Origin of the sequence: Pseudomonas sp. S60 (genome assembly GCF_016647865.1) — a bacterium.
In the GTDB taxonomy this organism is placed as follows: domain Bacteria; phylum Pseudomonadota; class Gammaproteobacteria; order Pseudomonadales; family Pseudomonadaceae; genus Aquipseudomonas; species Aquipseudomonas parafulva.
This window is the reverse complement of the sequence record NZ_JACVVH010000030.1, coordinates 1-18,051: the sequence shown is the minus strand read 5'-3', so window position 1 is coordinate 18,051 and position 18,051 is coordinate 1. Positions and strand designations below refer to the sequence as shown.

General features: G+C 63.4%; 17 protein-coding genes and 1 riboswitch. Of the genes, 7 read left to right on the top strand and 10 right to left on the bottom strand.

Annotated elements, in window-relative coordinates; translation table 11 throughout:
• Positions 1 to 51: 51 nt before the first annotated feature.
• Positions 52 to 669, top strand: a complete 618-nt coding sequence (gene trhA, locus IAE33_RS15970) for a PAQR family membrane homeostasis protein TrhA (protein ID WP_201164233.1) — start codon at positions 52 to 54, stop codon at positions 667 to 669.
• Here trhA and IAE33_RS15965 read toward each other — a convergent pair.
• Both IAE33_RS15965 and IAE33_RS15960 read right to left on the bottom strand, forming a co-directional pair.
• Complete coding sequence (locus tag IAE33_RS15965) at positions 666 to 1,385, bottom strand: 16S rRNA (uracil(1498)-N(3))-methyltransferase (protein WP_201164232.1); 720 nt, start codon at positions 1,383 to 1,385, stop codon at positions 666 to 668. The genes trhA and IAE33_RS15965 overlap by 4 nt on opposite strands.
• Before the next feature lie 65 nt (positions 1,386 to 1,450).
• Positions 1,451 to 2,857, bottom strand: a complete 1,407-nt coding sequence (locus IAE33_RS15960) for an adenosylmethionine--8-amino-7-oxononanoate transaminase (protein ID WP_028631916.1) — start codon at positions 2,855 to 2,857, stop codon at positions 1,451 to 1,453.
• A 208-nt stretch (positions 2,858 to 3,065) separates the two neighbouring features.
• Here IAE33_RS15960 and IAE33_RS15955 point away from each other — a divergent pair, with 208 nt between their 5' ends.
• From IAE33_RS15955 to IAE33_RS15945, 3 genes are all read left to right on the top strand, one after another.
• Entirely contained in the window at positions 3,066 to 4,973 is a 1,908-nt protein-coding gene (locus IAE33_RS15955) for a flavin monoamine oxidase family protein (RefSeq protein ID WP_201164231.1), read from the top strand.
• 208 nt (positions 4,974 to 5,181) lie between these two features.
• Positions 5,182 to 5,733: a cytochrome b gene (locus tag IAE33_RS15950; protein ID WP_028631914.1), complete on the top strand. Its 552-nt coding sequence runs from the start codon at positions 5,182 to 5,184 to the stop codon at positions 5,731 to 5,733.
• Between the two features lie 33 nt (positions 5,734 to 5,766).
• Positions 5,767 to 6,345 carry a YceI family protein gene (locus IAE33_RS15945; RefSeq protein WP_201164230.1) on the top strand — a complete coding sequence of 193 codons (579 nt, stop codon included), beginning with the start codon at positions 5,767 to 5,769 and terminating at the stop codon, positions 6,343 to 6,345.
• A gap of 48 nt (positions 6,346 to 6,393) precedes the next feature.
• Here the strand turns inward: IAE33_RS15945 and IAE33_RS15940 are convergent, their stop codons facing one another.
• From IAE33_RS15940 to ahcY, 5 genes are all read right to left on the bottom strand, one after another.
• Positions 6,394 to 8,268: a DEAD/DEAH box helicase gene (locus tag IAE33_RS15940; protein WP_201164229.1), complete on the bottom strand. Its 1,875-nt coding sequence runs from the start codon at positions 8,266 to 8,268 to the stop codon at positions 6,394 to 6,396.
• Between the two features lie 218 nt (positions 8,269 to 8,486).
• Positions 8,487 to 9,275, bottom strand: a complete 789-nt coding sequence (locus IAE33_RS15935; protein ID WP_201164228.1) for a substrate-binding periplasmic protein — start codon at positions 9,273 to 9,275, stop codon at positions 8,487 to 8,489.
• Between the two features lie 63 nt (positions 9,276 to 9,338).
• Complete coding sequence (locus tag IAE33_RS15930; RefSeq protein WP_201164227.1) at positions 9,339 to 10,409, bottom strand: hypothetical protein; 1,071 nt, start codon at positions 10,407 to 10,409, stop codon at positions 9,339 to 9,341.
• Positions 10,410 to 10,501: 92 nt separating this feature from the next.
• Entirely contained in the window at positions 10,502 to 11,347 is an 846-nt protein-coding gene (gene metF / locus IAE33_RS15925) for a methylenetetrahydrofolate reductase [NAD(P)H] (protein ID WP_201164226.1), read from the bottom strand.
• 188 nt (positions 11,348 to 11,535) lie between these two features.
• Positions 11,536 to 12,945, bottom strand: coding sequence for an adenosylhomocysteinase (gene ahcY, locus IAE33_RS15920; RefSeq protein ID WP_201164225.1), 1,410 nt, complete (start codon positions 12,943 to 12,945; stop codon positions 11,536 to 11,538).
• 21 nt (positions 12,946 to 12,966) lie between these two features.
• A riboswitch (S-adenosyl-L-homocysteine riboswitch) is annotated at positions 12,967 to 13,063 on the bottom strand.
• 178 nt (positions 13,064 to 13,241) lie between these two features.
• On the opposite strand from ahcY, the gene IAE33_RS15915 reads away from it, so the two are divergent.
• Positions 13,242 to 13,643 (top strand): acyl-CoA thioesterase, encoded by a 402-nt coding sequence (locus IAE33_RS15915; RefSeq protein ID WP_028631907.1) that lies wholly within the window; start codon positions 13,242 to 13,244, stop codon positions 13,641 to 13,643.
• Between the two features lie 46 nt (positions 13,644 to 13,689).
• Here IAE33_RS15915 and IAE33_RS15910 read toward each other — a convergent pair whose 3' ends face one another.
• Positions 13,690 to 14,925, bottom strand: coding sequence for a cation:proton antiporter (locus tag IAE33_RS15910; RefSeq protein WP_028631906.1), 1,236 nt, complete (start codon positions 14,923 to 14,925; stop codon positions 13,690 to 13,692).
• A gap of 281 nt (positions 14,926 to 15,206) precedes the next feature.
• Here IAE33_RS15910 and IAE33_RS15905 point away from each other — a divergent pair, with 281 nt between their 5' ends.
• Positions 15,207 to 15,593: an MAPEG family protein gene (locus IAE33_RS15905; protein WP_028631905.1), complete on the top strand. Its 387-nt coding sequence runs from the start codon at positions 15,207 to 15,209 to the stop codon at positions 15,591 to 15,593.
• An 18-nt stretch (positions 15,594 to 15,611) separates the two neighbouring features.
• Here IAE33_RS15905 and mltA read toward each other — a convergent pair whose 3' ends face one another.
• Positions 15,612 to 16,763, bottom strand: a complete 1,152-nt coding sequence (gene mltA / locus IAE33_RS15900) for a murein transglycosylase A (RefSeq protein WP_028631904.1) — start codon at positions 16,761 to 16,763, stop codon at positions 15,612 to 15,614.
• Between the two features lie 119 nt (positions 16,764 to 16,882).
• Here mltA and IAE33_RS15895 point away from each other — a divergent pair, with 119 nt between their 5' ends.
• Positions 16,883 to 17,332, top strand: a complete 450-nt coding sequence (locus IAE33_RS15895; protein ID WP_028631903.1) for a c-type cytochrome — start codon at positions 16,883 to 16,885, stop codon at positions 17,330 to 17,332.
• Between the two features lie 56 nt (positions 17,333 to 17,388).
• On the opposite strand, the gene IAE33_RS15890 is transcribed toward IAE33_RS15895, so the two are convergent.
• Complete coding sequence (locus IAE33_RS15890; protein WP_028631902.1) at positions 17,389 to 17,781, bottom strand: DUF1090 domain-containing protein; 393 nt, start codon at positions 17,779 to 17,781, stop codon at positions 17,389 to 17,391.
• Positions 17,782 to 18,051 lie beyond the last annotated feature (270 nt).

Below are 18,051 nucleotides of genomic sequence, written 5' to 3'. Positions count from 1 at the left end.
CGACCCGCTTGGCGCATGAAACTTGCCGCTTGATGAAAGGTCTTCTAGCACATGTATTACGGTGAACGTTTCAATGCCTGGACCCACCTGGTGGGTGCGGTTCTGGCCTGTATCGGTGCCATCTGGCTGATCGTCAGCGCGGGGCTGCAAGGCGACCCATGGAAGATCGTCGGCTTCTCGATCTACGGCGGCACGCTGCTGCTGCTGTACAGCATCTCCACCCTTTACCACAGCACCCGTGGGCGGGCGAAGGTGATCATGCGCAAGCTCGATCACCTGTCCATCTACCTGCTGATTGCCGGCAGTTACACACCGTTCTGCCTAGTGAGCCTGCGTGGCCCCTGGGGCTGGAGCCTGTTTGGCGTGGTGTGGGGGCTGGCCGTGCTGGGCATGCTGCAGGAGATCAAGCCACGCTCCGAAGCGCGGGTACTGTCCATCATCATTTACGCGGTGATGGGCTGGATCGTGCTAGTGGCTGTCAACCCGCTGCTGCATACGCTGGGCAGCGCCGGGTTTGCCTGGCTGGCCGCAGGCGGGGTGTTCTATACCGTGGGTATCATCTTCTTCGCCTTCGACCGGCGCTTCCGTCACTGGCACGGCATCTGGCACCTGTTCGTGATCGCCGGCAGCCTCATGCACTTCGTGGCGATTTCGTTCTACGTGCGTTAGAAGTCGCCCCACAGTTGCTGCGCCACGGCCAGTGCCACCACCGGCGCGGTTTCGGTGCGCAGCACACGCGGCCCAAGGCGTGCGGCCTGGAAACCGGCCGCCTTTGCCTGCTCGACTTCGTGGTCGTTCAGGCCGCCCTCTGGGCCGATCAGGAAGGCCAGGGTAGCGGGCCTGGCATGGCTTGCGAGTGGCTCGGCCACCGGGTGCAACACCAGCTTGAGGTCGGCTGCGGTGTTGGCCAGCCACTCTGAAAGCGTCTGAGGGGGGTGAATGACAGGTAGCGTGGAGCGCCCGCATTGCTCGCAGGCGCTGATCGCCACCTGGCGCCAGTGGGCCAGGCGCTTGTCGGCGCGTTCGTCCTTAAGGCGCACTTCGCAGCGTTCGCTGACAATCGGTGTGATCTGGCTGACACCCAGTTCGGTGGCCTTCTGGATCGCCCAGTCCATGCGTTCGCCCCGTGACAGGCCCTGGCCCAGGTGAACCTGCAAGGGGGAGTCGGCCTGGCCTGCAACGGCCTGGTCCAGGGTGACACGCACGGTCTTCTTGCCCACTTCCAGCAGCTGCCCGCGGTACTCCTGGCCGCTGCCATCGAACAATTGCACGGCATCGCCGGGGGCCATGCGCAGTACGCGGCCAATGTAGTGGGCCTGGGCTTCGGGCAGGTCGTGCTCGCCGATGCTCAGGGGGGCGTCGATGAAGAAGCGGGACAATCTCATGGGTCAGGCTCTGATGAAAGGGGCACAGGGCGGGTGGCGAACGAGGGCATCGCCCCCGAGCGCTGTCAGCCGGGGTCGCGGAAGTCGGGGTGGAAGTTGCTCGGTACGGCAACGCTGACGCTGTCGCGGGTGGCAATGTCGATGCCTTCGCTGGCCACTTCCGCCAGGAAGTCGATCTGCTCTGGCGTGATCACGTACGGTGGCAGGAAGTACACCACGCTGCCCAACGGGCGCAGCAGGGCGCCGCGGGTCAGTGCATGCTCGAACACCTTCAGGCCACGGCGCTGCTGCCACGGGTAGGCGACCTTGCCGGCCTTGTCCTGGACCATCTCGATGGCCAGCGCCATGCCGGTCTGGCGTATCTCCGCCACATGCTTGTGGTCGGCGAGGTGCGCCGTGGCCGTGGCCATGCGCTTGGCCAGGGGCTTGTTGGCTTCGATCACGTTGTCCTGTTCGAAGATATCCAGGGTGGCCAGGGCCGCTGCACAGGCCAGCGGGTTGCCGGTGTAGCTGTGCGAGTGCAGGAACGCGCGCAGGGTCGAGTAGTCGTCGTAGAACGCCTGGTACACCTTGTCGGTGGTCAGGCAGGCAGCCAGCGGCAGGTAACCGCCGGTCAGGGCCTTGGACAGGCACAGGAAGTCGGGGCGGATGCCGGCCTGTTCACACGCGAACATGCTGCCGGTGCGGCCAAAGCCGACGGCGATCTCGTCATGGATCAGGTGCACGTCGTAGCGGTCGCAGGCTTCGCGCAGCAGTTTGAGGTACACCGGGTGGTACATGCGCATGCCGCCCGCGCCCTGGATCAGCGGCTCGATGATCACCGCGCTGATGGTGGCGTGGTGCTCGGCCAGGGTCTGTTCCATGACGGCGAACAGAGTGCGGGAGTGTTCTTCCCAACTGACGCCCTCGGGGCGCAGGTAGCAATCGGGGCTCGGCACTTTGAGAGTATCGAGCAACAAGGCCTTGTAGGTTTCGGTGAACAGCGGCACATCACCTACCGACATGGCGGCAATGGTCTCGCCGTGGTAGCTGTTGGTGAGGGTGACGAAGCGCTTTTTGTCCGGTTTGCCGACGTTCTGCCAGTAATGGAAGCTCATCTTCAGCGCCACTTCGATGCACGACGAACCGTTGTCACCGTAGAACACCCGGTCGAGCCCGGCCGGGGTCATGGCCACCAGGCGCTCCGACAGCTCGATCACCGGCTGATGGCTGAAGCCCGCCAGAATCACATGCTCCAGCTGGTCCACCTGGTCCTTGATGCGCTGGTTGATACGCGGGTTGGCGTGGCCGAACACGTTCACCCACCAACTGCTTACCGCATCCAGGTAGCGCTTGCCCTCGAAGTCTTCCAGCCATACGCCTTCGCCGCGTTTGATCGGTATCAGGGGCAGGTGCTCGTGGTCTTTCATCTGCGTGCAGGGGTGCCACAACACCTTGAGGTCGCGTTGCATCCACTGATCGTTGAGGCCCATGGGCACTTCTCCTGGTTTGCGGCGTGGTTCGGCGGGTAAGCCTAAGCAAAGGCGCGGTGCAGGACAACCCGGCAGAAAAAGTGATTTACCTGAAGCACTTGATATCACTACGCTGGCAGGCCTTGCGGCGCTGACGTATTCTAGCGCCTCTCTCGGGGCATTCCGCCTCTCCCCGTTTTTTGTAACCCCTGACTCGGAGTTTGCCGATATGGCTGCTGCTTGGGTGCGCCTGTGCGCGCTGGTATTGATTGGTGTGTCCAGCGGCGCCGCGCTGGCGAGTGACAAGACGCCCACGGCGATTGTGGTGGGCGGCGGTATGGCGGGCCTCACGGCCGCTTACGAGTTGCAGAACAAAGGCTGGCAGGTGACTGTGCTGGAAGCCAAGCCTGGCATGGGCGGGCGCTCGGGCCTGGCCACCAGCGAATGGATCGGCAATACCAAGGCGCAGCCGGTACTGAACCAGTACCTGGACCGCTTCAAGCTCGACACGTTGCCCGCGCCCGAGTTTGTCCGTACCCCTGGCTACCTGATCGATGGCGAATATTTCAGTGCCGCCGACCTCGCCGTGAAGCAGCCGGCCACCGCCGAGGCGCTCAAGCGCTACGAAAAAACCGTCGATGACCTGGCGCGCTCCATCGACGACCCGCTGAAGCCACAGGCGACCAGCACGCTGTTCGCCCTGGACCAGATCACCGTGTCTTCCTGGCTGGACAAGCTGCAGTTGCCCGCCACCGCCCGCCAGCTGGTCAACCAGCAGATCCGTACCCGTTACGACGAGCCGTCGCGCCTGTCGCTGCTGTACTTCGCCCAGCAGAACCGCGTGTACCGTGATGTGAGCGACCGCGACCTGCGCGCGGCACGCCTGCCAGGCGGCAGCCCGGTACTGGCCCAGGCTTTCGTCAAGCAACTGAAAACCATCAAGACCAGCTCGCCAGTCACCGCCATCGTGCAGGACAAGGACGGCGTCACCGTGAAGGTGGGCAGCGTGGGCTACCGTGCCGACTACCTGGTGATGGCCGTGCCGCTGCGTGCCTTGGCCAAGATCCAGATGACCCCCGGCCTGGACAACCAACACCTGGCGGCGATCAAGGGCACCAACTACGGCTGGCGCGACCAGCTGATGCTCAAATTCAAGAAGCCGGTATGGGAAAGCCGCGCGCGCATGTCGGGCGAAATCTACAGCAACACTGGCCTTGGCATGCTGTGGATCGAGCCGGCCCTGAAAGGCGGTGCCAACGTGGTGATCAACCTGTCGGGTGACAATGCCCGCCTGTTGCAGGCCTTCGGCGACAAGCAGATGGCCGACCAGGTGCTGATCCGCCTGCATGCCTTCTACCCGCAGGCCCGTGGCGCCTTTACCGGGTACGAAGTGAAGCGCTACAGCGCAGATGTGGGTACCGGCGGCGCGTACCTGGCCTATGGCCCAGGCCAGATCAGCAAGTATTGGCGGCTGTGGGAGCGCCCGGTGCAGCGCGTGGCGTTTGCCGGTGAGCATACCGATGCGCTGTACCCAGGCACCCTGGAAGGTGCCCTGCGCAGCGGCCAGCGGGCCGCCAGCCAGGTGCAGGACCTGTTGGCCGGCAAGTCGTTCGACCCGGTCAAGGCTGCGCCAGTGGCCGCGACGGCGGCTGCCGGGGCTGCTGCAGCCAAGCAGGGCAAGGGTGGGTTCTTCTCCAACCTGTTCGGTGGCTCCTCCGACAAGGCCGATGCAGCGGACAAGGCGCCGGCCAAGGCAGACGCAAAACCTGCTGACAAGGCCGAGCAGGGCAAGCCAGGCTTCTTCTCGCGGCTGTTTGGCGGTGGCGACAAAGCGCCCGAGCCAGCTGCCAAGGCGGATGAGGTAGCGCCAGCGCCGGCTCCAGCCCCTGCGCATGCGCCTGCGCCAGCACCTGCCCCCGCGCAGCCGGCGGCCCCCGCACCGGTGGCCAAGCCCGCGCCTGCCAAGCCTGCTGCGGCCAAGCCTGCTGCGGCCAAGCCTGCCGCAAGCAAGCCGGCGCCCGCCAAGCACACCCCTGCACACAAGCCGGCCCACAAGCCTGCTGACGCCAAAAAAGCCCCCGCCAAGGCAGCACCTGCGAAGAAAGCAGTGACTGATACCCAGGCCAAAGCGGGCTGACCTGCAGTCAGCGCCGGTGCCATCGCCCGTGAGCGGCGATGGGCCGGCGCTGGCAGCCGTAATTCAACGCCTTCCGTTAACGTTTCCTTAATAACGGCTCGTAACAATTGCTATCGGATTTCTCGATAATCCGTAGCAATTTTTTCCGCTTTTATTCGATACGTTTCGCGCTAGTCTGTGCACAGCTTTCACGGGGAAGTAGGTCATCATGCAACTGCGCAATTCACCTTCACGCTACGGCGTTGTCAGTATGGTCATGCATTGGGGCGTGGCGCTCACCGTTTTCGGGTTGTTCGGTCTGGGCCTCTGGATGGTCGGTCTCGACTACTACAGCCCGTGGCGCAAGGCAGGCCCTGACCTGCACAAGAGCATCGGCCTGGTGTTGTTGGCCGTCATGCTGCTGCGGGTACTGTGGCGCTTCGTCAGCCCGCCGCCTCCGGCACCTGCCAGCCACGGCCCGCTTACCCGGGTGGCTGCAAAGCTTGGGCACCTGGGCTTGTACCTGGGGTTGTTTGCGCTGATGACTGCCGGTTACCTGATCTCCACCGCCGATGGCGTTGGCATTCCGGTGTTCGGCTTGTTCGAAGTGCCTGCACTGGTCAGCAACCTGCCGGACCAGGCCGACGTGGCTGGGGTGGTACACCTGTGGCTGGCGTGGGGCGTGGTGATCTTCGCGGGGTTGCATGGCCTTGCTGCACTCAAGCACCATTTCATTGACCGTGACGCGACCCTCACCCGCATGCTGGGCCGCAAAGCTTGATCCTCAACTCAATTGCAAAGGAAGGAAGTGACGATGTTGAAAAAGACTTTTGCCGCTCTGGCGCTCGGTACCGCTCTGCTCTCCGCCGGCCAGGTCATGGCTGCCGAGTACAAGATCGACAAGGAAGGCCAGCACGCATTCGTTGACTGGAAGATCAGCCACCTGGGCTACAGCTTCATTCACGGCACGTTCAAGGACTTCGACGGCAACTTCAGCTGGGACAGCGCCAAGCCTGAAGCCAGCAAGATCAGCGTCGATCTGAAAACCGCCAGCCTGTGGTCGAACCACGCTGAGCGTGACAAGCACATCGCCAGCGCCGATTTCCTGGATGTGAAGAAATACCCGGATGCCAAGTTCGTCTCCACCAGCGTCAAGTCCACGGGTGACAAAACCGCTGACGTGACCGGCGACCTGACCCTGCATGGCGTGACCAAGCCGGTCACCTTCAAGGCCACCTTCAATGGTGAGGGCAAGGACCCATGGGGCGGCGAGCGCGCAGGCTTCAATGCCACCACTACCCTTGACCTGAACGACTTCGGTATCAAAGGCCCAGGCCCGACTTCGCAGACCCTGGATCTGGATATCAGTGTTGAAGGCGTGAAGCAGAAGTAATTGCTGTGTGAATGAGAAAGGGGCCGCTAAGCGGCCCCTTTTTTGTTGTCAGCCCTTGCGCGTCAACAGCGCAGGCCGCTCACCGCGTGGGCGGGCGGGCAGGTCTTCCAGTTGCTCAGGCGTCGGGAAACGGTCGAGCTTGGATTCCTTGCGGATGATCACCGGCTGGCTCTGCGGCTGACGAGGGCTGCGTACGGCCGGCTCGGCGTCTTCGCGGGCTGGGCGGCCACGGCCTGCGCCACCATCACGGCGGGCACCGCCACCATTGTTGGCACGGGGCGGGCGCTTTTCACCGGCACCGGAACGTGGCTGGCCGCCATTGCGGGCCTGGCCGCCGCCGCCTCCGTTGCTGCGCTGCTGGCCATTGCCTTGCCCCTGGCCCTGACCGCCAGGGCGACGGTTGCGGCCCTGGCCCTTGCCGTTCTGGTAAGGGCTGACATAGTCGGCACGGTTACCGAAGTTGTCCACATCGTCATCCAGGAACACTTCCGGGTCACGGTCGGCAGGCGCCTTCTGGGTGCTGCCGTTGCTGGCCTGCTGCTGGCGCGGCTTGTTGTCACGCGGTTTGCGTGGCTGCTGCTGGCGCTCACCACTGGCCTGTTTTTCGGCGGGCTTGTCTGCAGCCTGCTGGCGTGTCCGGCCTTTGTCCTTGCCCTTGTCCTTGCGGCCGCCGTTGGCGTCCTTGCTGCCTTCACCACGGGCCTGCTGGTTGCGCCCGCCGCGGCCGTTGGGCTGCTGGCGCTCGCGCACTTCCGGCTTTTCGGCTTCTACCTGGCTGGCGTCGAAGCCCATCAGGTCGCCGTCGGCGATTTTCTGCCGGGTTACCCGCTCGATGCTTTTGAGCAGCTTCTCTTCGTCGGGTGCAACCAGGGAAATCGCTTCACCCGAACGGCCGGCACGGCCAGTACGGCCAATACGGTGTACGTAGTCTTCTTCTACGTTGGGCAGTTCGAAGTTGACCACATGGGGCAGTTGGTCGATGTCCAGGCCACGCGCTGCAATATCGGTGGCAACCAGTACGCGCACGGTGTTGGCCTTGAAGTCAGCCAATGCCTTGGTGCGGGCGTTCTGGCTCTTGTTGCCGTGGATGGCCGCGGCGGTGAGGCCGTGCTTTTCCAGGTACTCGGCCAGGCGGTTGGCGCCGTGCTTGGTGCGGGTGAACACCAGAACCTGCTCCCACGCGCCGAGGGTGATCAGGTGCGCCAGCAGGGCCCGCTTGTGGCTGGCGGGCAGGCGGTAGACGCGCTGCTCGATACGCTCGACGGTGGTGTTGGGCGGGGTGACCTCGATACGCTCCGGGTTGTGCAGGAGCTTGTCGGCCAGGTCGGTGATGTCTTTGGAGAACGTGGCTGAGAACAGCAGGTTCTGGCGCTTGGACGGCAGGCGTGCCAGCACCTTCTTCACGTCATGGATGAAGCCCATGTCGAGCATGCGGTCGGCTTCATCGAGGACCAGAATTTCAACGTGGGCCAGGTCGACCTTGCCTTGGCCTGCCAGGTCGAGCAGGCGGCCTGGGCAGGCGACCAGTACGTCGACACCCTTGGCGATGGCCTGGACCTGCGGGTTCATGCCAACACCGCCGAAGATGCAGGCGCTGACCAGTGGCAGGTCACGGGCATACACCTTGAAGCTGTCGTGCACTTGGGCTGCCAGCTCGCGGGTTGGGGTAAGTACCAGTACGCGGGGCTGACGCGGGCCGTGGCGCTGCGACTTGTCGGGGTGGCCGGCAGGGAACAGGCGCTCGAGGATCGGCAGGGCGAAACCGCCGGTTTTACCCGTACCTGTCTGTGCGGCAACCATCAGGTCACGGCCTTGCAACACGGCGGGAATGGCCCGCTGTTGCACGGGGGTCGGCTGGGTATAGCCCGCAGCTTCGATAGCGCGGACAAGAGCCTCGGAGAGACCGAGGGAAGCAAAGGACATGGGCAATCCTGTTCTCGTGTGGGCTGGGCCCGTAGGGATGTTCTGCCTGGCGCGACGGGCATCTATAGGATGCGATCGCGTCCGGTCCAGCTGGGCTTTCACTGCACATCCGGGAAACGGAAGGCTGACGCCAGGGTGCGTCTATGCCGATCGGGATGCCTGTTGCGAGGCCGAGCGTCCGGGCGTGAGCCGGGCGGGAAGGCCCGAGTATAACAGAGCTAGCGCGCTGTGCTGCTTTCCTGCTGCTCAACGGCGTCAAGAATGTTGTTGGGGTCGTTTATGTAACGCGCGATGATGGCCGCATAGGCCGGCTCCTGCTTGAAACGCCGCAACTCCTCGGCAAAAGCCTGGGCCAGGGCCTCGCGGCCGGGTTTGCGCACCAGGCCCAGGTACTGCGCCTTGCGGCTGATCACCAGGGGCAGCGGTTCGACCTGATGTTGCAGGCCCATGTGCTGGATCAGGTACTGGCCCACCCTGCGGTCGGTGATCGCCAGGTCGATTCGCCCCAGCACCAGCTTGCCGAAGTTGGCTTCATGGGTGGGTGCCGCCTCGCGTTGAAAGGCCGACGCCTGGTTGAACGCGGCTCCGTAGTCATAGCCAGGTGAGGTACCGATACGCAGGTTGCCGAGGTCGTTGAGGTTGTCGACCGAGTGCCGGCGTGCGTTCGCCTGGAACAGCACGAATTCCACCACCGACATGGGTTCTGCCGGGAACAGCAGGTAGGGGTGACGCGCGTCTGACTGGAAAATATCCATGACACCATCGGCCTGGCCCTGTTCGACCATCGCCAGGCAGCGTTTCCAGGGCATGAACTGCCATTCAACCTGTACCCCCAGGCGTGCGAACACCTGGGTGGTAACTTCGACGTCGATGCCGCGTGGTTGGCCCTCTTGTTCATACACGTAGGGTGCCCAGTCATCACTTACCAGACGCAGCCGCTCGCCCAGCGCCAGAGGGCTGAGGCAGGTAAGCAGCAGGGTCCAGAACAGGCAGGCGTAATGGCGCATGGCCGGAGATTACGCGCTCGGCCAGGCCAAGGCCAGTACCCGATGGCAAGCCCCCGGCGCGCTCTAACGCGCCCTCGTCAGGTGGGCCTCGACATCCTTGCGCCGCTCGCCCAGCGACAGGCGCAGCCCCGGGTGGCGCAGGCATTGGCGCACATGCTCGGGCGCCACGTGGCCGCACCGGCCGGTGAGGTTCTCCAGTGCCTTGTCCCACCACGCCGGTGCGCACGCCCGGTCGAATTCGTTGGGGTAGGGGTAACAGCCGTACAGCAGCTCGCGTGCGAACTGGCGCTCACGGCTGGGCAGGGTGAGGGTGAGGGCCTTGTAGCCCAGGCGGTGCAGTACTGGCGGGCGGGGCAATTGGTCATTCACCTTCGCCACATCCGCCAGCGCAGCAGCGCTCAGCAGGTCGTGGCCATGCTTGCGCAGCCAGGCCTGGATCTTGGCGCGAAACTGCGCCTTGTGGCTCCAGTAGTGGTGGATCACGTCGGTGCATTCATGCACTGCCAGCCTGCGGTAGGCGGCCACCGCCAGGCAGAATTCTTCCAGTGCGTAGGCTTCTGGTGCCACGGGGTGCAGTTCGTCCATCAACGCGAGCGCATGGTCGAGGGTGCCGGCATCGCCCCGGGCCAGGCCGATGACACCCGAATTGACCATGGGCATGCTGTCGTCAGCCAGCCCGCGTTCTGCCAGGGTAGCGTGCAGCTTGCGGTACAGCACGCTGTGCCTGTCGGCGCCGTAGCGCGGGCCGATGGCATTGCAAAGCAGGCGGCCCGAAGCCACGCAGTTGAACAACTGCATGGGCGACTGGCGGAAAAACGTATCAGTGTCGATCAGTACTGCCAGTGGGTGCTGCTGCAAGACCTGGCGCAAGACCACATGCTTGCTGCGAAAGTGGTACCCGTGCGGTGCATTCCAGGCTTGGCGGGTGGCGTCGTCGATGAAGTGGGTGGTAATGGGTAGCCCGCTGTAGGGCTGCAGGTTGTCGGTGTACACCTGGATATCCAGGCACTCGCCAGCGGCAGCGTTCAGGCAGGCAAGGGCACTGACGATGCTGAAGCAGGCTTCCTGATGGTAGGTGGCGGGGCCGAAGGCCAGGTAGACGAGTTGGGGGCGTGGCGGCTGGGCATACGGCATGGCAGGCAGGACCTGTTTAACCCGGAAAAGAAGAAGGCTTCAGCCTATGGCCAAAGCCTTAATCTTTTCTTAAGCCGCTATGACAAAACGTGTCAGCGAGGCAGCTTCAGGTTGTTCCAGATCGCCATGCTCGGCTCGGCCTGGTTCAGGGTATAGAAGTGCAGGCCCGGCGCGCCGCCTTGCAGCAGCTCTTCGCACATGCGGGTGATCACCTCTTCGCCAAACGCCTGGATGCTGGCAGTGTCATCGGCATAGGCTTCGAGCTGCTTGCGGATCCAGCGCGGGATCTCGGCACCGCAGGCGTCGGAGAAGCGCGCCAGCTTGCTGTAGTTGGTGATCGGCATGATGCCGGGCACCACCGGGATATCCACACCCTGCTGCTGTACCCGCTCAACGAAATAGAAGTAGCTGTCGGCGTTGAAGAAGTACTGGGTGATGGCGCTGTCGGCACCGGCCTTGACCTTGCGCACGAAGTTGGCCACATCGGCCTCGAAGTTGCGCGCCTGGGGGTGCATCTCGGGGTAGGCGGCTACCTCCAGGTGGAAGTGGTCGCCGGTTTCCTGGCGGATGAACTCGACCAGGTCGCTGGCGTAGCGCAGTTCGCCGCTGGCCATGCCCATGCCCGAGGGAAGGTCACCGCGCAGGGCAACGATGCGCTTGATACCCGCCGCCTTGTATTCGGCCAGCAGTGCGCGCAGCTCGGCCTTGGTGTCGCCCACGCACGACAGGTGCGGTGCGGCAGGTACCTTCACTTCGTTTTCCAGTTGCAGCACGGTATTGAGCGTGCGGTCGCGCGTGGAGCCCCCTGCACCGTAAGTGCAGGAGAAGAAGTCCGGGTTGTAGGTAGCCAGCTGGCGGGCAACGCCCATCAGCTTTTCATGACCGGCGTCGGTCTTGGTCGGGAAGAACTCGAAACTGTAACGGCGTTCCTGTGACATCACTCGTTCCTCAGGCAGCGAGCGGCAAGCCGAAAGCGGCAAGCGGCAAGCTGCAAGCTGCAAGTAAAAGCCAGATCGGTTATGGCCGATCTGGCTTGGGCATCGTTCGTCAATCTTTAAGCTGCAAGCTGCAAGCAGCAACGGCACGGTCTGCCTTTACTTGCCGCTTGAAGCTTCAAGCTTGCCGCTTAATACCGGTAAGCATCAGGCTTGAATGGGCCTTCGACGGTGACGCCGATGTAGTCGGCCTGTTGCTTGGTCAGCTGGGTAACCACGCCGCCGAAGCCACGGACCATTTCCAGGGCCACTTCTTCGTCCAGTTTTTTCGGCAGTACTTCAACGGTCAGGCGCTCGGCCTTTTTCTCGGCCGAGAGGTCGGCGTACTTCTGCTCGAACAGGAAGATCTGTGCCAGTACCTGGTTGGCGAACGAGCCATCCATGATGCGGCTTGGGTGACCGGTAGCGTTGCCCAGGTTCACCAGGCGGCCTTCGGCCAGCAGGATCAGGTAGTCATCGTTCTGCGGGTCGAAGTTGCCAGCGCCGGTGCGGTGGATCTTGTGCACCTGCGGCTTGACCTCTTCCCAGGCCCAGTTCTTGCGCATGAAAGCGGTGTCGATTTCGTTGTCGAAGTGACCGATGTTGCACACCACAGCACGCTTCTTCAGGGCCTTGAGCATGTTGGCATCGCAGACGTTGACGTTACCGGTGGTGGTGACGATCAGGTCGATCTTGCCCAGCAGGGCCTTGTCGATGCTGGCTTCGGTGCCATCGTTGATACCGTCGATGAACGGCGAAACCAGCTCGAAGCCATCCATGCAGGCCTGCATGGCGCAGATCGGGTCCACTTCGGTGACCTTGACGATCATGCCTTCCTGGCGCAGCGACTGCGCCGAACCCTTGCCCACGTCACCGTAGCCGATGACCAGCGCCTGCTTGCCCGACAGCAGGTGGTCGGTGCCGCGCTTGATGGCATCGTTCAGGCTGTGGCGGCAGCCGTACTTGTTGTCGTTCTTGCTCTTGGTGACCGAGTCGTTGACGTTGATGGCCGGCACTTTCAACTCGCCTTTGGCCAGCATGTCCAGCAGGCGGTGCACGCCGGTGGTGGTCTCTTCGGTCACGCCGTGGACGCGCTCGAGCACTTGCGGGTACTTCTTGTGCAGCAGTTCGGTGAGGTCGCCACCGTCATCGAGCACCATGTTGGCGTCCCATGGCTGGCCATCCTTGAGGATGGTCTGCTCCAGGCACCACTCGTATTCCTGCTCGGTTTCGCCTTTCCAGGCGAATACAGGGATGCCGGCGGCGGCGATGGACGCGGCGGCCTGGTCCTGGGTGGAGAAGATGTTGCAGGACGACCAGCGCACTTCGGCACCCAGGGCGACCAGGGTTTCGATCAGCACGGCGGTCTGGATGGTCATGTGGATGCAGCCCAGGATCTTCGCGCCCTTGAGCGGCTGTTCGGCCTGGTATTTGCGGCGCAGGCCCATCAGTGCAGGCATTTCCGATTCGGCGATGATGGTTTCGCGACGGCCCCAGGCGGCCAGGGAGATGTCGGCGACTTTGTAGTCGGTGAAACCAGCAGGCATGTTTGCAGCGCTCATCAAGAGCCTCCATTCGTAGTGTGCGAATGGGCGCCGTTGTGCGTTGAGCGTCCGCAGGAGCGGACAACGCCCCATCCGAGCCTGACAGGCCTAGCCTGCTGCAGCGCCCCTCGGACAGGTGGCGGGCATGGCCCCGCTGTGGGCAGCCATGTGAAACGGCGACGATTATAGCCGCGAGCGGCACCATCCCCAAGGTTTTCTGTCGATTAATCGAGACGATAGTCGATGTTCAATGGAGCGGCGCCGGCCGCTCTGCCATGATGGCTGCACGTAAGCCAGTGTGTTCAGGAGTACAGATGAACTTTCACACCCGCAAGTGGGTTAAACCCGAAGACCTCAACCCCAATGGCACCCTGTTCGGCGGCAGCCTGCTGCGCTGGATCGACGAAGAGGCCGCGATCTACGCCATCGTCCAGCTGGGTAACCAGCGGGTGGTGACCAAGTACATGTCGGAGATCAACTTCGTCAGCGCCTCGCGCAAGGGTGACATCATCGAGCTGGGCATCACCGCCACCGAGTTTGGCCGTACCTCCATCACCCTGCGCTGCGAAGTGCGCAACAAGATCACCCGCAAGAGCATCCTCACGGTCGAGCGCATGGTGTTCGTGAACCTGGGCGAAGATGGCCTGCCGGCGGCGCACGGGCGTACCGAGATCAAGTACGTGCAGGACCAGTTCCCCGACTCTGCGGTGGAATAGCTGGCCATCGCCGGCAAGCCGGCGATGTTCTTCAGGTCAGTTCAGGTCAGGGCTGCGCGCTGACTTTGCGTACCACGCGCCCGATGCTCAACCCCTGCACCAGAATCGACGACAGCACCACGATGTAGGTAATCGACAGCAGCAGGTCACGTTCCTCGCCCAGTGGCAGCGACAGCGCCAGGGCCACGGATACCCCGCCGCGCAGGCCGCCCCAGGTCAGCACCCGCACCGTGCCCTTGGGTACCGGGCGCCAGCGGCGCAGCAGGACGATCGCCGGGGCCACGGTGAGCAGCCGCGACAGCAGCACCGCCAGTGCCAGCACGCTGCCAGCCGCCAGGTGCATCCAGTTGAACGGCAACAGCAGTAGCTCCAGGCCGATCAGGGCGAACAGCAGTGCATTGAGCATGTCGTCGATCAGTTCCCAGAAGCCGTCCATGTAGCGGCGGGTCATGTCGTTCATCGCCAGGTTGCGCCCTAGGTTGCCGATGATCAGGCCCGCGACCACCATGGCGATCGGTGCCGACACGTGCAGTTCGTAGCACATGGCCGAGCCGCCAATCACCAGCGCCAGGGTCAGCATCACCTCCACCTGGTACTGCTCGACGCTCTTGATCATGCGGTAAGTGGCGTAGCCGATCAGGCCGCCGAACAGCACGCCGCCGATGGCCTCGCGGGCGAACAGGATCGCCGTGTCGCCCATGCTCGGCGTTTCGCCCAGCTGAATGATGCCCAGCAGCACGGTGAACACCACCACGGCCGTGCCGTCGTTGAACAGCGACTCGCCCACGATGGTGGTCTTGAGCGGCTTGGGTGCATTGGCGGTACGCAGCGCACCCAGCACGGCGATAGGGTCTGTGGGGGAGATCAGTGCACCGAACAGCAGGCAGTAGATCAGCGGTACCTGCCAGCCGAACAGGGCGAACACCCAGTGTGACAGGTAGCCGATCACCACGGTGGCGATCAGCACGCCGACGGTGGCCAGCAGGCCGATGGGCCAGCGGTAGTTGCGCAGGTCGGAGAGGTTGACGTGCAGGGCGCCGGCAAACAGCAGAAACGCCAGCATCCAGTGCATCAGCAGGTCATTGAAGTCGATCTGGTTCATCAGCCCTTCGACGCGGGCTTCCAGGCCAGGGAAGCCGATGAGGCTCAGGCCCTGCAGCAGCAGTGAGAACAGCAGCGCCGTCACCATCACGCCGATGGCGGGGGGCAGGCCGATGAAACGATAATTGACGTACGTAAGCAGGGTGGTCAGGCAGATAAACGCGGCAACTAATTCGAGCATCCCAATTCCTGTAAAAGTGGCTTCCAAGTCTTTACCCGAATGGCTCGGGCAGTTCTTTGATGACCTGGCGAGGGGTTCGGGACACAGGGTTTGACCGGATTGCTGGAAAACGTTCCAGGCCGTGGTCCCATTGCTCTATGGTCAACGGCTGTGCAAGCGTGAGGGCACGCGCTGCCTCGAAGAACCTTTCAGCCGGCCGGGACTCCTAGCTTGCGGGCGGGTACTGGCCCGCAAGCTGGTGATGAAGCTCTGAACCGACAACTGAACGAGGAACCCTGTCCATGACCGTTGCCCTGTGGTGCATCCTGATCGCGATGATCCTGCCGCCGCTCTGCGCGCTGATCGCCAAACTTGCCAGTGGCCGTTTCGGCGCGAAGCACAACCATGACCCGCGTGCCTTCCTCGACACCCTGTCCGGCCTGCCGCGCCGCGCGCACGCCGCGCAGCAGAACGGCTACGAGGCGTTTCCGGCGTTCGCCGCCGCGGTGCTGGTGGCTGACATCGTCGGCAATGCCGAGCAGGTCACCCAGGACGTGCTGGGGGTGATGTACATCACCAGCCGCTTGCTCTACATCATCTGCTACCTGGCCGACTGGGCAATATTGCGTTCGCTGGTGTGGTTCGCGGGCCTGGCGATCATCGTGGCGTTTTTCGTGGTCTCTGCCTGACGCCAGGCGCGGTGGGTGTCACGGCACCTTGGGTACTTCTGGCAATGGCATGCCTTTGGGCCACAGCATCCAGATCTGCCCTTGCTGCTTCATGTTGCCGGCCAGCTCGCCTGCCGCTGGCCCGGTCCCCCAGAACAGGTCTGCGCGTACTTCGCCGGTGATGGCCCCGCCGGTATCCTGGGCGCCCACCGGCCGTACCACGGGGGTGCCGTCAGGGCGTGTGGTGGATAGCCACAGCAGGCTGCCCAGGGGGATCACCTTGCGGTCGATGGCCACGCTGTACCCTGCAGTCAACGGCACGTTCAGCGAGCCGCGCGGGCCTTCATTGCTGTCCGGGCGGGTGCTGAAAAACACGTAGCTGGGGTTGCTGGCCAGCAGTTCAGGCACACGCTGCGGGTTGGCCTGGGCCCATGCATGGATGGCGCCCATGCTCACGTCTTCCTTTTTCAACTGGCCCTGTTCCACCAGCCAGCGGCCAATGGGGCGGTAGGGGTGGCCGTTCTGGTCGGCATAGCCCAGGCGCAGCTGGCGGCCATCCTCCAGTTGCACCCTGCCGGAACCCTGTATCTGCAGGAACTGCAGGTCCATCGGGTCGGTGAGCCAGGCCAGTACCGGTGCTTTCACGCCGTCCCGGTTGATCACCTCGGCGGTGTCGTAGGGCTTGAGTACCCGGCCGTCCAGGCGCCCGCGCAGGCGCTTGCCCTTGAGCTCGGGGTAGATGCTGGCCAGGTCCACCACGATCATGTCGTCCGGCGGCCCATAAACAGCCACATGGTTGGTGGCCGACGGGCTCAGGCTACCGGGGTAGACAGGCTCGTAGTAGCCGGTGATCAGGCCGGTGGCGCTGTTTTCGGCAGAGCGCAAGCCATACACCTGCAGGTTCTGCTCAAGGAATGTACGCACCTGGGCAGCGCTTGCGCTGTCGCTGCCGGCGGCTTCGCAGGTGGCTGCCCACACCGGGTCACGCCTGAGTTTTTCACAGCCACTGCGCCAGGCATAAAAGCCCGCCAGCAAGTCTTCATCACTGACGGCAGGCAGGTCTTGCCAAGTGGCCGGGGCGTAGGTGGCGACGGCGTGGGGTTCGGGTTTTGCGTTGTCGCCGCCATTGCAACCGGCCAGCAGGGCCAGTACCGGGAGCGTCCAGGCCAGGTGGCGCAGGGCATGTGTCATGGGTTGCATTCCTAGAGAGGGCGAACATGAATATTCGCCCTGTTTTTCATGTGGCTATTGGTGTTTGTGCCTGGCAACGCGATACTGCACGCCCATTTGCCGAGGCCGAAGTGAGCGTGATGTACAAGCGATTGACGGTAGTAGTGCTGGTAACCCTGGCCATGGGCGGTTGCGATCGGGTTGACCCGAACTCGCCGCTGGGCCAGCGCAAGGTCATTTTCAAGGACATGATGAAGACCAGCGAAGACCTGGGCGGCATGCTGAGGGGGCGCTTGCCGTTCAACAGCGAAAAATTCGCTGCCGGCGCGGTGCAGCTGGATGAACTGGCCCACAAGCCGTGGCAGCACTTCCCGCAGGCGCGCGACGATGCCGCTGACAGCAGCGCCCGGGCCGAGGTGTGGGAGCGCCAGGCGCGTTTCCACGACTTGGCAAGGCAGTTGGAACACGCCACTGGCGAACTGGTGGCCGTTACCCGCGCCCAGCCCCTGGAAGCAGCGCCGCTCAAAGCGCCGATGGACAGGGTGGAGGCGGCGTGCAAGGCCTGTCATACCGAGTTTCGTAACCACTGATTGCCCGCGCCTGCTCAGGGGCCTGGGCGGGCGGCGCATGCTGGCGTCGCCCGCTGTCAGCGGTCCAGGTCGTCTACCGCTTCCTGCAGTTCTTTGCGCGACTCGGCCAACTTGTCTTTACGCTTGTTGATCTTTTCTGCGTCGCCCTTTTTCTCGGCTTTTTTCAGGTCTTTTTCCCGCTGGGCCACTTCGTGGCGTGCATCGAGCACCTTTTGCTCACGCTCTTTGCGCAGGCTGGCGTCGGTGCAGTTGGCAACGCCGCGCAGTGCTTCTTCCAGCCCGGCAACCTGGCCGCTGTTGCCTTGGTCGCGGGCGATCTTCAACTGGTTCTCGATGGCGCTGCGCTTGGCGGCGCAACCGGTCAGGCCTGCATCGGGCTGGGCTGCCTGCAGGTTGCTGGCGGCCAGGCCAAGGGTGGCGAGCAGGATGAAAGTTGAAGCGCGTTTCATGAAAAGCCTCCAGGACGGGGCGTAGTAGCGAAAAAGTAAGACGGAAATCCTGCCTTGGTTTTGCGGATTAAGAAACCCTAACCGGAAATTTCACTGCAACTATCGGGTTTTTCCGACAGGGAAATTGGTAAGAATTCATTGCTTGGTGATGGAGCGGGGGGCTTTAACGAAGAATTCGGTTGGGGCGCAGAGTGTTCGCCTTGAAGGATGCAGCGCTTGTGAAATCGAGCGCCGCCCGCGCGGCGCATCGCGAGCTTTGCTCGCTCCTAC

Excerpts from the sequence above, each read along its gene's own strand:
- trhA (WP_201164233.1), top strand. The coding sequence starts at position 52 with ATGTATTACGGTGAACGTTTCAATGCCTGGACCCACCTGGTGGGTGCG.
- IAE33_RS15965 (WP_201164232.1), bottom strand. The coding sequence starts at position 1,385 with ATGAGATTGTCCCGCTTCTTCATCGACGCCCCCCTGAGCATCGGCGAG.
- IAE33_RS15960 (WP_028631916.1), bottom strand. The coding sequence starts at position 2,857 with ATGGGCCTCAACGATCAGTGGATGCAACGCGACCTCAAGGTGTTGTGG.
- IAE33_RS15955 (WP_201164231.1), top strand. The coding sequence starts at position 3,066 with ATGGCTGCTGCTTGGGTGCGCCTGTGCGCGCTGGTATTGATTGGTGTG.
- IAE33_RS15950 (WP_028631914.1), top strand. The coding sequence starts at position 5,182 with ATGCAACTGCGCAATTCACCTTCACGCTACGGCGTTGTCAGTATGGTC.
- IAE33_RS15945 (WP_201164230.1), top strand. The coding sequence starts at position 5,767 with ATGTTGAAAAAGACTTTTGCCGCTCTGGCGCTCGGTACCGCTCTGCTC.
- IAE33_RS15940 (WP_201164229.1), bottom strand. The coding sequence starts at position 8,268 with ATGTCCTTTGCTTCCCTCGGTCTCTCCGAGGCTCTTGTCCGCGCTATC.
- IAE33_RS15935 (WP_201164228.1), bottom strand. The coding sequence starts at position 9,275 with ATGCGCCATTACGCCTGCCTGTTCTGGACCCTGCTGCTTACCTGCCTC.
- IAE33_RS15930 (WP_201164227.1), bottom strand. The coding sequence starts at position 10,409 with ATGCCGTATGCCCAGCCGCCACGCCCCCAACTCGTCTACCTGGCCTTC.
- metF (WP_201164226.1), bottom strand. The coding sequence starts at position 11,347 with ATGTCACAGGAACGCCGTTACAGTTTCGAGTTCTTCCCGACCAAGACC.
- ahcY (WP_201164225.1), bottom strand. The coding sequence starts at position 12,945 with ATGAGCGCTGCAAACATGCCTGCTGGTTTCACCGACTACAAAGTCGCC.
- IAE33_RS15915 (WP_028631907.1), top strand. The coding sequence starts at position 13,242 with ATGAACTTTCACACCCGCAAGTGGGTTAAACCCGAAGACCTCAACCCC.
- IAE33_RS15910 (WP_028631906.1), bottom strand. The coding sequence starts at position 14,925 with ATGCTCGAATTAGTTGCCGCGTTTATCTGCCTGACCACCCTGCTTACG.
- IAE33_RS15905 (WP_028631905.1), top strand. The coding sequence starts at position 15,207 with ATGACCGTTGCCCTGTGGTGCATCCTGATCGCGATGATCCTGCCGCCG.
- mltA (WP_028631904.1), bottom strand. The coding sequence starts at position 16,763 with ATGACACATGCCCTGCGCCACCTGGCCTGGACGCTCCCGGTACTGGCC.
- IAE33_RS15895 (WP_028631903.1), top strand. The coding sequence starts at position 16,883 with ATGTACAAGCGATTGACGGTAGTAGTGCTGGTAACCCTGGCCATGGGC.
- IAE33_RS15890 (WP_028631902.1), bottom strand. The coding sequence starts at position 17,781 with ATGAAACGCGCTTCAACTTTCATCCTGCTCGCCACCCTTGGCCTGGCC.